The sequence below is a fragment of the Paraburkholderia sediminicola genome (assembly GCF_046030555.1).
GTDB lineage: Bacteria > Pseudomonadota > Gammaproteobacteria > Burkholderiales > Burkholderiaceae > Paraburkholderia > Paraburkholderia sediminicola_E.
This window is the reverse complement of record NZ_JAQQCH010000031.1, coordinates 39,878-51,759: the sequence shown is the minus strand read 5'-3', so window position 1 is coordinate 51,759 and position 11,882 is coordinate 39,878. Positions and strand designations below refer to the sequence as shown.

The 11,882-nt window shown below is 61.3% G+C and carries 9 protein-coding genes; 6 read left to right on the top strand and 3 right to left on the bottom strand.

Going from position 1 to position 11,882, the window contains the following annotated elements; genetic code table 11:
* Complete coding sequence (locus PQQ52_RS30675) at window positions 1-1,599, bottom strand: 3,4-dehydroadipyl-CoA semialdehyde dehydrogenase (protein ID WP_408220040.1); 1,599 nt, start codon at window positions 1,597-1,599, stop codon at window positions 1-3.
* An 8-nt stretch (window positions 1,600-1,607) separates the two neighbouring features.
* Window positions 1,608-2,084 (bottom strand): DUF4863 family protein, encoded by a 477-nt coding sequence (locus PQQ52_RS30670; RefSeq protein ID WP_408220037.1) that lies wholly within the window; start codon window positions 2,082-2,084, stop codon window positions 1,608-1,610.
* A 184-nt stretch (window positions 2,085-2,268) separates the two neighbouring features.
* On the opposite strand from PQQ52_RS30670, the gene PQQ52_RS30665 reads away from it, so the two are divergent.
* The 4 genes from PQQ52_RS30665 to boxA all read left to right on the top strand — a co-directional run bounded on the left by PQQ52_RS30665 (window position 2,269) and on the right by boxA (window position 7,879).
* On the top strand, window positions 2,269-3,273 hold the full coding sequence (locus PQQ52_RS30665; RefSeq protein WP_408220034.1) for a helix-turn-helix transcriptional regulator: 1,005 nt from the start codon (window positions 2,269-2,271) through the stop codon (window positions 3,271-3,273).
* 117 nt (window positions 3,274-3,390) lie between these two features.
* Entirely contained in the window at window positions 3,391-5,061 is a 1,671-nt protein-coding gene (boxC, locus tag PQQ52_RS30660) for a 2,3-epoxybenzoyl-CoA dihydrolase (RefSeq protein ID WP_408220031.1), read from the top strand.
* Window positions 5,062-5,155: 94 nt separating this feature from the next.
* Window positions 5,156-6,583: a benzoyl-CoA 2,3-epoxidase subunit BoxB gene (gene boxB / locus PQQ52_RS30655; RefSeq protein WP_408220028.1), complete on the top strand. Its 1,428-nt coding sequence runs from the start codon at window positions 5,156-5,158 to the stop codon at window positions 6,581-6,583.
* Between the two features lie 57 nt (window positions 6,584-6,640).
* Window positions 6,641-7,879, top strand: a complete 1,239-nt coding sequence (boxA, locus tag PQQ52_RS30650; protein WP_408220025.1) for a benzoyl-CoA 2,3-epoxidase subunit BoxA — start codon at window positions 6,641-6,643, stop codon at window positions 7,877-7,879.
* An 85-nt stretch (window positions 7,880-7,964) separates the two neighbouring features.
* On the opposite strand, the gene PQQ52_RS30645 is transcribed toward boxA, so the two are convergent.
* Entirely contained in the window at window positions 7,965-8,729 is a 765-nt protein-coding gene (locus PQQ52_RS30645) for a TetR/AcrR family transcriptional regulator (RefSeq protein WP_408220022.1), read from the bottom strand.
* Window positions 8,730-9,031: 302 nt separating this feature from the next.
* On the opposite strand from PQQ52_RS30645, the gene PQQ52_RS30640 reads away from it, so the two are divergent.
* Together PQQ52_RS30640 and PQQ52_RS30635 are read left to right on the top strand one after the other, a co-directional pair.
* Window positions 9,032-10,312 carry a Zn-dependent hydrolase gene (locus PQQ52_RS30640; protein ID WP_408220019.1) on the top strand — a complete coding sequence of 427 codons (1,281 nt, stop codon included), beginning with the start codon at window positions 9,032-9,034 and terminating at the stop codon, window positions 10,310-10,312.
* Between the two features lie 134 nt (window positions 10,313-10,446).
* Window positions 10,447-11,796 (top strand): NAD(P)-dependent oxidoreductase, encoded by a 1,350-nt coding sequence (locus PQQ52_RS30635; protein WP_408220016.1) that lies wholly within the window; start codon window positions 10,447-10,449, stop codon window positions 11,794-11,796.
* Window positions 11,797-11,882: the final 86 nt, after the last annotated feature.

Below are 11,882 nucleotides of genomic sequence, written 5' to 3'. Positions count from 1 at the left end.
CTACGCTGCGGGCAAATGCGTGGTTTGCGTCAATGCGGCGATTGCCACGCTCGATGCCTGAACGGCCGAGCGCCTGTGATAGAAACCCAGCGCACGCAGGCCGCCGAGCTCTTCGCCGCCGCCCGCGCGGCCCGGTCCGCCATGCAGCGACATCGGCATCACGTTGCCGTGGCCGGTTTGACTCTGCTGGACCGAAGGCGAAATCGCGTGCACGCGCCCATGCGAATCGGCGAGTTCCAGTGCGAGTTTGCCGAGATGCGCGTCGTCGTTCGAATAGATCGATGCGACGAGTGAACCCTGGCCGCGTCGCGCCAGTGCGATGGCGTGCGCTTCTGGGAGGGTGCCGTGTGCTGCTGGGGCAACGCGATAGGGCGCCACGCTTGCCACAGGTCCAAACACTTCGACGTCGTGCAGCAGCGTCGCGCTATCGGGGTCGTTGACCACGAACAGATGCGGCGCCATGCAAGCCGCGATCGTTGCGTCCGCATCGATAAGGGGTGCACCCGAGCCGTCATACGCGAGCACGGCTTCTTCGCGCAACGCGGCGATGCCGGCCAGCACGTTCTCGTACTGCTCGCGGCTCACGAGTGAGCCCATCCGTACCGCGTCGTTGCGCGGATTGCCGACGGTTATTTTCGCGAGCTTTGCTTTGAGTGCATCGAGCACTGCTTCGAGCGATGCTTCCGGCACGAACGCGCGCCGGATCGCCGTGCATTTCTGTCCGGACTTCACGGTCATTTCCCGCACCACCTCCTTGATGAACAGTTCGAAGGCTGGCGTACCGGGCGTTGCGTCGGCACAGAGAATGGCGCTGTTGAGGCTGTCGGCTTCGACATTCAGACGCGCACCGCGCTCGACGAAAGCCGGATGCGCGCGCAACATTGCGGCGGTTTCCGCGGAGCCGGTGAATGACACCACGTCGAATGCCTGAATCTGATCGAGCAGGCCCACTGAACTACCGCAGATGACGGACAACGCGCCAGGCGGAAGAATGCCTGCGTCGATCACATCGGCCACCATTCGTTGCGTGAGCCATGCCGTCGCGGTGGCGGGCTTGATGATGACAGGCACGCCGGATAACAACGCGGGCGCTGCTTTCTCCCACAAGCCCCACGACGGAAAATTGAACGCGTTGATGAAGAGCGCGACACCGCGTGTCGGCGTGAGCACATGCTGCACGCTGAACGATTGATCTTTGCTCAACGATACGGCGCTGCCGTCGCGCAGCGCATGGACGTCGCCGAGCGACGCACCGAGTTTCGCGTAGTACGACAGCGTGAAGATGCCACCGTCGATGTCGACCGCCGAATCATTGCGCGTGGTGCCCGAGTTCGCGGTCGCGATCGCATAGTAGTCGTCGCGCTTCGCTTGCAACAGTTTGACGATCTCAGCGAGACGGGTGGCGCGCTGCGCATAGGTCAACTCACGTAAAGCTGCGCCGCCGTCTTCTCGAGCGAAGCCAAATGCATGAGCGAGATCCAGGCCCTGGCTCGACACGCGCACGAGCGCTTCGCCGGTGATCGGGTCGGTTAGCGTCACACCTTCACCGCCTCCCGCGACCCATTGGCCAGCAACGTAGTTTTTCAATAGTTCGGTCATGGCGAGTCTCAGGCGGAAGGTGAGGCGGTGAATTCAATCGCGCCTTGCGGCAGCAGATACAGCACCAGCGCCTGCCCATTCGTAACGGTCGGACGATGCGCGCTGCCAGGGCCGTACACGCACCAGCCGGCCGGATGACCGTCGAAGGTGGCGCCCTCGGTGAGCGGCATGATCAGATCGATTTCGCCGTTAGGGTGAACGTGATGCGGACCGGCAATATCCTTCATATCGACTACGTCGACGGAAAAGCCGTGGGTATCCGGCAGCGCCTTGAAGATCCGGCCATAGCGAATGCCGCCGCCTTCGCGGTTGCACAGCCAGCCGTCGGCTACGCCGGTGCGGCAGGCATCGGCGAAATCGCGGAAGGTCGCGCTATCCGCGGGATAGGTATCGTTGAGCCACGTAGCCAGCGCGCCGTCGAGCGGCCGGCTGGCGAGTTGCTCTGTCACGCCAGCAATCAGGCGCTGGAACTCATGTGGGGACATGTGAGCCTCCAGATCAGCGCGCGCACGCACCTTAATTCATGCGTGTTGCCGCGCCTTCTCCGTGATGCCGTCGAAAAACCTCGACAGCGTTTGTTATTGGATCGATATTTGGCGAAAATTAACCGTTCACTCAGTGCGTGTCAAGCACTATAGTACATGTAACGCAGTCAAGAGGTAGTTAAACATGAATCAAAATTACTCTCCCGCGCCGCTGGACGACCCTGCCGATGAGGACGCAAGCCGAGCGGGCCGGACCAACCCCGGGGCCGACGGCGGGGCGGAACGTGTCGGCGAGCGTGAGGAGCGCGATCCTTTCCTGACGGCGATGGGAGATCGCGTGCGGCTGCTGCGGGCGCGCCGCGGCATGACGCGCAAGACGCTGGCGACTGAAACCGGCTTGTCGGAGCGTCATCTGGCGAATCTGGAATCGGGCGTGGGGAATGCGTCGGTACTGGTGTTGCGACAGATCGCGGCGACGCTGAACTGTCCGCTGGCCGAGGTGATCGGCGACGAAACCACCGCTTCCGCTGAATGGCTGCTGATCCGCGAACTGCTGCAAGGACGCGACCAGGCGGCCTTACAACGCGCACGCGTGGCGCTGGCCGACATGTTCGCGCAGGCGCCGCGCGACCCGCATCGCAAGGACCGGATCGCGCTGATCGGGCTGCGCGGGGCCGGCAAGTCGACTTTCGGACGGATGCTGGCGCAGGAGCGCAAGGTGCCGTTCGTCGAACTCACGCGCGTGATCGAGCAACTCGCGGGCTGTCCGCCGTCGGAGATTCATTCCCTTTACGGCGCGAGCGCATACCGGCGCTATGAGCACCGGGCGCTCGACGCGGTGATTCAGGAGCATGAGCGCGCGGTGATCGCGTCGCCAGGTGGGCTGGTGTCGGAGTCGGGCACCTTCAACGCGCTGCTGTCGCACTGTTTCACCGTATGGCTGCAAGCCACGCCGGAAGAGCATATGCGCCGCGTCGTCGCGCAAGGCGACCTGCGGCCGATGTCCGGCAACAAGGAAGCGATGGACGACCTCAAGCGCATCCTGGCGGGGCGCAGCGAGCTGTACGGCCGTGCTGACATGACCTTCGACACCAGCGAGAAAACCTTGGCCGACGCCTATTTGCAGCTGCGTGACAGGCTTGCTGCAAGGCTCGCAGCGGAATCACCGGACGAAGTACGGGTGAGCTGAAATGCAGTGCAATGTCAGGGTTTACTAGCGAACATGCATTAAAGTGCTTTACATGGGTTTGATGATGCACTATTGTTCAAAAAACAAGTTTTGCATCGTCCAGTCAGGAGACGTCCCATGTCCACAGCAGAAACCGCAATCGCGCCGGTTGACTACCGCACCGATCCCTCGCAGTACAAGCACTGGAAGCTGAGTTTCAACGGTCCCGTCGCGACCCTCGGCATCGATATCGCTGAAGACGGCGGGATCCGTGACGGCTACAAGCTGAAGCTGAATTCGTACGACCTCGGCGTCGACATCGAACTGCACGACGCAATACAGCGCATCCGTTTCGAGCATCCTGAAGTCAAAACGGTGGTGCTGACGAGCCTGAAGGACCGCGTGTTCTGCTCGGGCGCGAACATCTTCATGCTGGGTCTGTCGACACATGCGTGGAAGGTCAATTTCTGCAAGTTCACTAACGAAACACGCAACGGTCTCGAAGACTCGTCGCGTCATTCCGGTCTGAAGTTTCTCGCTGCCGTGAACGGTGCGTGCGCCGGTGGTGGTTACGAACTTGCGCTCGCTTGCGACGAAATCTATCTGGTGGATGACCGTTCGTCGTCCGTGTCGCTGCCGGAAGTGCCCCTGCTGGGTGTGCTGCCGGGCACGGGCGGCCTGACGCGCGTCACCGATAAACGCAAGGTGCGGCACGATCGTGCGGACATCTTCTGCACGGTGGTCGAAGGCATTCGCGGTGAACGCGCGAAGGCATGGCGTCTGGTGGATGAAGTCGTGAAGCCAAATCAGTTCGACCAGACGATTCAGGCCCGTGCGCTCGAGCTCGCCGAACAAAGCGATCGTCCTGCGGACGCACAAGGCGTGGTGCTCACGCGTATTGAACGCACCGACCGCGAAGACGGCCTGACCTATAAAACGCTCGACATCACGATCGATCGTGCGAAGCGCATCGCCACCTTCACCGCGAAAACCCCGCAAGCCGAACAACCCACGGATATCGACGCCATCGTCGCCGCCGGCACGAGCTGGTGGCCGCTGCAGTTCGCCCGCGAACTCGACGACGCGATCCTCTCGATGCGCACCAACGAGCTCGAAGTCGGCACTTGGGTCTTCAAGACCGAAGGCGACGTCCGTAATCTGCTCGCCGCCGACGCCACCCTGATGCAGCACAAGGACCACTGGTTCGTGCGCGAGACCATCGGCCTCCTGCGCCGCACGCTGGCACGTATCGACGTGTCGTCGCGTTCGCTGTTCGCGCTGATCGAACCGGGCTCATGCTTTGCGGGCACCTTCGCGGAACTCGCGTTCGCCTGCGACCGCAGCTATATGGCGGCGTTGCCGAGCAATGAAGACGAAGAGCCGGCGATCACGCTTTCGGAAGTCAACTTCGGCCTTTATCCAATGGTCACGCATCAATCGCGCCTCGCTCGCCGCTTCTATGAAGAAGTCGAACCGCTTGACGCGGTGCGCTCGAAGATTGGCCAGGCGATCAAGCCCGTTGAAGCCGAGCGCCTGGGTCTCGTGACCGCGTCGCCCGACGATATCGATTGGGCCGACGAAATCCGCATCGCGCTCGAAGAACGCGCGGCGATGTCGCCGGATGCATTGACCGGCCTGGAAGCGAATCTGCGCTTCAACGGCCCGGAAACGATGGAGACGCGTATTTTCGGGCGTCTCACTGCCTGGCAGAACTGGATCTTCAACCGGCCGAACGCAGTGGGCGAGAAGGGTGCGCTCAAGGTGTACGGCAAGGGCAGCAAGGCGCAATTCGACGTCTCGCGCGTTTGATCCCTTTCGACGCGCCGCAACTGAAAGCGACGCCGCCTGCCTGATACGCGCCTCTCATACTCAAGCACTGCAGTTTCCGACCAAGGAACCGACCATGTCAACGATCAACTACAGCGAAAAGATTCCGAACAACGTCAATCTCGCCGACGACCGTGCATTGCAACGCGCGCTCGAACAATGGCAGCCGAATTTTCTGTCGTGGTGGGGCGATATGGGCCCGGAAGGTTCACACGGCTATGACGTGTATCTGCGCACTGCGGTGAGCGTCGACGCGGGCGGTTGGGCGCATTTCGATCACGTGAAGATGCCGGACTATCGCTGGGGCATCTTCCTCACGCCGGGCGAGCAGGACCGCAAGATTCATTTCGGCGAGCACAAGGGTGAGGCTGCGTGGCAGGACGTGCCCGGCGAGCATCGTGCGAATCTGCGCCGCATCATTGTGACGCAAGGCGATACGGAACCGGCTTCGGTCGAGCAGCAACGGCATCTGGGTTTGACCGCACCGTCGATGTACGACCTGCGCAACCTGTTTCAGGTGAACGTGGAAGAAGGCCGGCACTTGTGGGCGATGGTGTATCTATTGCACCGCTACTTCGGCCGCGATGGACGTGAGGAAGCCGAAGCACTGCTCGGCCGCCGCTCGGGCGACGAAGACAACCCGCGCATTCTCGGCGCCTTCAACGAGAAAACGCCGGACTGGCTCGCGTTCTACATGTTCACGTACTTTACCGACCGTGACGGTAAGTTCCAGTTGTCGGCGCTCGCCGAGTCGGGTTTCGATCCGCTGGCACGCACCACGAAGTTCATGTTGACCGAAGAAGCGCATCACATGTTCGTCGGCGAATCGGGTGTGTCGCGCGTCGTGCAACGCACCGCGCAGGTGATGAACGAACTGGGCACGGACGACGTCGCAAAGATTCGCGCGGCCGGCGTGATCGATCTGCCGACCATTCAGCGTTATCTGAACTTCCATTATTCGGTGACGATCGACCTGTTCGGCGCCGATCATTCCTCGAATGCGGCCACGTTCTATAGCTCAGGTCTGAAGGGGCGCTATGAAGAGAACAAGCGCGACGACGACCATCAATTGAACGGTCAAAGCTACAAACTGCTCGACGTGCAGGACGGTAAGCTGGTCGAACGTGAAGTGCCGATGCTCAATGCCATGAACGAAGTGCTGCGCGACGACTATATTAAAGATTCGGTGGCGGGTGTTGGCCGCTGGAACAAGGTGCTCGAAAAGGCGGGTATCGATTTCCGCATGACAGTGCCGCATAAAGCATTCAACCGGCAAATCGGCACGTTCGCGAACACCCGTGTATCGCCGGATGGCCGTGTGATCAGCGAGACCGAATGGGCCGCGAACGAAGCGAAGTGGCTCGCCACGCCGGAAGACCGTGCGTATGTCGCTTCGCTGATGGGCCCCGTCACCGAACCCGGCAAGTTCGCGAACTGGATTGCGCCGCCGGCAATGGGTGTGAATCGTCAGCCGGTCGATTTTGAGTACGTGCGCTTTAACTGAGTACGGCGATTAAAAACGTGTGCGTCGTATTCACACGAATATAGGGTGGAGGAAGTCATGAACGGCCCAGTATCGATCGAAGTTCTCAGGCAGCATCTGATCGATCCGGAAATCTGCATTCGCTGTAATACCTGCGAAGAGACTTGCCCGGTCGATGCGATCACGCACGACGAGAACAATTATGTGGTCAAGGCGGATGTCTGCAACGGTTGCATGGCGTGTGTGCCGCCGTGTCCGACCGGCGCGATCGATAACTGGCGCACGGTGCTGAAAGCCGATGCGTATCCCATCGACGAGCAGTTCAAATGGGACGTGTTGCCTGAGCAGAACACAATAGCCGTGCCGGCCGCGGAAGATGCGGCGACGGGATCATCGGGCGATACACCGGCGGACGCGAGCGGTATTGACGTCGATACCGTGCGCGGGTCGGTCGTGCCGCCGTGGTCCGCGGCAAAGCCGTACGTGAATCTCTATACGCATAAGGAGCCCACTACGGCGACGGTGGTCGGCAATTACCGGCTCACCGACGGCTCGACCGATAGCGACATCCATCACATCGTGCTCGATTTCGGGTCGATGCCTTTTCCTGTGCTGGAGGGGCAGTCGATCGGCATTCTGCCGCCGGGAGCGACCGCGGATGGCCGCACCCATCACGCACGGCAGTATTCGATTGCGAGCCCGCGCGACGGCGAACGGCCCGGCTATAACAACGTTTCGCTTACCGTGAAGCGCGTTTCCCAGCAGCACGGCGACGCGCTCGATGGGGTCTGCTCGAATTATCTGTGCGATCTGAAGAAGGGCGACGTGGTGAGCGTGATCGGCCCGTTCGGCGGCACCTTCCTGATGCCGAATCATCCGAACTCGCATCTGCTGATGATTTGCACGGGCACGGGTTCAGCGCCGATGCGCGCGATGACCGAGTATCGCAGGCGGCGTCGTCTGAAAGGCGCGACCGGCAAGCTGATGCTGTTCTTCGGCGCACGCACGAAAGAAGAATTGCCGTACTTTGGGCCGCTGACGAATCTGCCGAAGGATTTCATCGATACGAATCTGGCGTTTTCGCGCACGCCGGATCAGGCCAAACGCTACGTGCAGGACGCGATGCGCGAGCGTGCGGTTGACGTCGCGCACATGCTCAAGGACGACAACACGCATATCTACGTGTGCGGGTTGAAGGGTATGGAAGACGGTGTGTTGCAGGCGCTCAAGGAAATCGGTGAACAGCATCAACTCGACTGGGACGCGTTATGGATGAAGCTGAAGCGTGAAGGGCGGCTGCATCTGGAGACGTATTGAACCGCTAAGCTTCGAGTGTGGTTCACGTTTCACGCAATAGGGCAAAGGCCCGGCTACAGTAAAAAAGCAGCCGGGCTTTTGCTTTTTATCTCGACGGGTCCGCGCCGTCTTCATGTTGCGCCGGCGACACCGCTCCACACGCCCGGATCACCAACTGCACAACCTCCTCAGTCGTTGCTTCGAACGCCTTCTGCGTCAGTGCGCGCTTGCCTCTCAGCGCGCGAATCTGCGCATCGAAGTCGGCGTAATGCTGAGTGGTTGCCCAGATCATGTACATCAGCGTTTGCGCATTCACCGGCGCCAGCAGCCCGCGCGCGATCCAGTCGTCGATGACCTTCACTCTGCTGTCCAGCCAGGGCTTTACGCGTCCGGTGAGAATGTCCTCCATATGCTCCGCGCCGTGGATGATCTCGCTCGCCCACACCTTCGAGCCCAAAGGCCGGCGGCGCGACAGTTCCATTTTTGCGCGTACGTATCCGCCGATTGCTTCGACTGGATCGTCGCTGCATTCGAACGTATCGGCCGCGCGATGCCAGTCTTCGAACAGGTCTTCCAGGACACGCCGGTACAACGCGAGCTTTGTCGGGAAGTAGTAATGCAGGTTAGCTTTAGGTAAGCCTGCGCGTTCGGCGATCATCGCTGTACTGGTTCCGTCGAGTCCTCGCTCCGCGAAAACCGCTTCGGCACACGCCAATAAATGCGCTTCATTCGACTCGCGAATGTGCGCCTTGCGCCGCCGCAAAGGTGGGCGAGTTTCGTCCCTCGTCTCTTCGTTTTCCGTGATGTCGGCAGCCACGTTGTCGTCTCTCATGTTGGCCTTCATCGGCATGTGTGCCGCGTCGCGCTTCATTCTAGTCGTTTGAGCGGCAATGGACACGCGCATTCACGGCAGCCGGCAAATGCGTGCTGCAGTGCAATGGCACGCTTCTCGCTATGTTTGTCACCGTACGAAAGGTATTGATCTGGCGGGCTTAATCGTCTACAACCTGTCCAACTGGACAGGATTGAGAGAGCGGGAGATGCCCCAGGGTTTGCCCTCTGTCTAAGAGGCGATCGAAGGTATCGAGCGTGCACCGCCGCCGTGCGGCCACGCCCCAAAACTTGCCGCCAATGCACCAGTTTCATGTCGGTTCACCGAAAGGAGCGAGACGAATGAACGCGGTATCCGAAGCGCTGAAACAAGCGGCGCCCGCTACATCGATCAAGGTCGATGGTAAGCGGCTGTGGGACAGCCTGATGACGATGGCGAAGATCGGTGCAACGCCCAAAGGCGGTGTATGCCGGCTGGCGCTGACCGACCTCGATAAACAGGGCCGCGACCTGATCGTCAGTTGGGCGAAGGAAGCGGGTTGCACGGTCACGGTCGATCAGATGGGCAATGTATTCATGCGGCGCGCCGGGCGTAATCCCGCTGCGTTGCCGGTCATGACCGGTTCGCATGCTGACTCGCAGCCGACCGGCGGCCGCTTCGACGGCATCTACGGTGTGCTCGGCGGACTCGAGGTCATCCGCAGTCTGAACGATCACGGTATCGAGACCGAGCATCCGGTTGAAGTGGTGATCTGGACCAATGAGGAAGGCTCGCGCTTCGCGCCCGCCATGGTCGCCTCGGGCGTATTCGCCGGTGTCTTTACACTGGACTACGGCCTGTCGCGCAAGGACGTGGACGGCAAAACCATCGGCGAGGAACTCAAACGCATCGGCTATGCGGGCGATGTTCCTTGCGGCGGCCGTCCCTTGCATGCGGCGTTCGAATTGCATATCGAACAAGGGCCGATTCTCGAAGCTGAGCAGAAAACTATTGGTGTGGTGACCGATGCGCAGGGTCAGCGCTGGTACGAGATCACGCTGACGGGGCAGGAGGCGCATGCGGGTCCGACGCCGATGCCGCACCGTCGCGATGCGTTGCTCGGCGCCGCGCGCGTGGTTGATCTGGTCAATCGCATCGGGCTGGACAACGCGCCGTTCGGCTGCGCGACGGTCGGCATGATGCAGGTCTATCCTAACTCACGCAATGTGATTCCGGGACGTGTGTTCTTCACGGTCGATTTCCGTCATCCGGATGACGCCGTGCTCGCGAAGATGGATGCCGCATTGCGCGAGGGCGTGGCGAAGATCACGAGCACGATTGGTCTGGAAACCGAACTTGAGCAGATCTTTTACTACGCGCCGGTCGCTTTCGACGAGGCGTGTGTGAAGTCGGTACGCGCCGCGGCCGAACGCTTTGGCTACCCGCATCGCAACATGGTGTCCGGTGCGGGACATGACGCCTGCTATCTCTCGCAAGTGGCGCCGACTTCGATGGTGTTCGTGCCGTGCGTCGACGGGATCAGTCACAACGAGATCGAGGACGCAACCTTCGAATGGATCGAAGCGGGCGCGAACGTCTTGCTGCACGCCATGCTCGAGCGAGCGTGCGAGCCGGTTTCATAACGCTATAGCGGTAGTGATAGCGGTTGCGCTTGATGCACCCGCCTCACCGTAGTGCCCATAAACATGCCGTCCCGGCTCCGCTTCTGCGCAGCCGGCAGGAACGGCTACGTCCTCACATTGAAGAAGGAACGTGTATGGCCATCAAGCAAACCGGCGATATTGCGCCTCAGCGCCTATCGGCCGATCAACTCTCGTGCGAGTTCTCCGATATCGCGCCGTTGCTCGACGCAAGTGCCGCAGCCGCTGCGGCAAGCCGCTGTCACTACTGTTACGACGCGCCGTGCGTGAACGCGTGTCCGACGCAGATCGATATTCCGAGTTTCATTCGCAAGATCAGCAACGGCAATCTGAAGGGCGCGGCGGTCGACATTCTGTCGGCGAATCCGCTGGGCGGCATGTGCGCGCGCGTTTGTCCGACGGAGATCCTGTGCGAGGGTGCTTGCGTTCGCAACCATCAGGATGCGAAGCCAGTCGCAATCGGCGCGCTGCAACGTCATGCGACCGATTGGGCGATGGCGCGGGGTGAACCGCTGTTCAAGCGCGCCGCTGAAACGGGGCGCCATGTCGCGGTGGTGGGCGCGGGGCCGGCTGGACTCGCATGCGCGCACCGTCTCGCGCTAGCCGGCCATGACGTCACCGTTTACGACGCCCACGAGAAAGCGGGTGGTCTGAACGAGTACGGTATTGCTGCCTATAAAACCGTCGACGATTTTGCGCAGCGCGAAGTGGAGTGGCTGTGTTCGATCGGCGGCATCGAGATCAAACATGGCGTGGCGCTTGGGCGTGACGTGGACCTCGAGGCGCTGCGCAAGCAGCACGATGCGGTGTTCCTCGCGATCGGTCTCACGGGCGTGCGCGCATTGGCGATGGAAGGCGAGGACCTGAGCGGCGTGATGAACGCCGTGGATTTCATCGAACAGGTGCGCACCGCGCGTGACTTCGGCACTGTGCCGGTGGGCCGCCGGGTCGTCGTGATCGGCGGCGGCAATACGGCAGTGGATGCCGCCGTACAAAGCCGCAAGCTCGGCGCGACGTCGGTGACGATGGTGTATCGACGCGGCGTCGAATCGATGAGTGCGACGTGGGCCGAGCGCGATTTCGCGCAGACCAATGGTGTCACGCTCATCACGCACGCAACGCCGATGCGTTTGATCGGAGCAGGCGGCGTGGTCACAGGAGTCGAATTCGAACGCACGTCGAGCGATGGCAATCAGGAGCGCTTCGTGGTCGACGCCGACATGGTGCTCAAGGCAATCGGGCAGACGCTGGTGCCTGTGGGCGTCGAGCGCGAATTGTTGACGCTCGACGGTAGCCGCATCGCGGTCGATGCAAGCGGACAAACCTCGCTGCCAGGTGTGTGGGCAGGGGGCGATTGCGCGGCGACAGGCGGGATCGATCTGACGGTACAAGCGGTGCAGGACGGCAAGATTGCCGCCGCCGCGATTGACGCTCAGTTCGCGCGCAGCGCCGTCAAAGCCGCGTGAGATCGCTGAAGCCGCCGAGACCACTCAAGCCACTCAAGCGACTTAAACCACGCATCACACCAAGATAAAACAGCAGTCCCCAAGGA

Bases quoted from the DNA above. Each gene is read 5' to 3' on its own strand.
- PQQ52_RS30675 (WP_408220040.1), bottom strand. From the start codon at position 1,599: ATGACCGAACTATTGAAAAACTACGTTGCTGGCCAATGGGTCGCGGGA.
- PQQ52_RS30670 (WP_408220037.1), bottom strand. From the start codon at position 2,084: ATGTCCCCACATGAGTTCCAGCGCCTGATTGCTGGCGTGACAGAGCAA.
- PQQ52_RS30665 (WP_408220034.1), top strand. From the start codon at position 2,269: ATGAATCAAAATTACTCTCCCGCGCCGCTGGACGACCCTGCCGATGAG.
- boxC (WP_408220031.1), top strand. From the start codon at position 3,391: ATGTCCACAGCAGAAACCGCAATCGCGCCGGTTGACTACCGCACCGAT.
- boxB (WP_408220028.1), top strand. From the start codon at position 5,156: ATGTCAACGATCAACTACAGCGAAAAGATTCCGAACAACGTCAATCTC.
- boxA (WP_408220025.1), top strand. From the start codon at position 6,641: ATGAACGGCCCAGTATCGATCGAAGTTCTCAGGCAGCATCTGATCGAT.
- PQQ52_RS30645 (WP_408220022.1), bottom strand. From the start codon at position 8,729: ATGAAGCGCGACGCGGCACACATGCCGATGAAGGCCAACATGAGAGAC.
- PQQ52_RS30640 (WP_408220019.1), top strand. From the start codon at position 9,032: ATGAACGCGGTATCCGAAGCGCTGAAACAAGCGGCGCCCGCTACATCG.
- PQQ52_RS30635 (WP_408220016.1), top strand. From the start codon at position 10,447: ATGGCCATCAAGCAAACCGGCGATATTGCGCCTCAGCGCCTATCGGCC.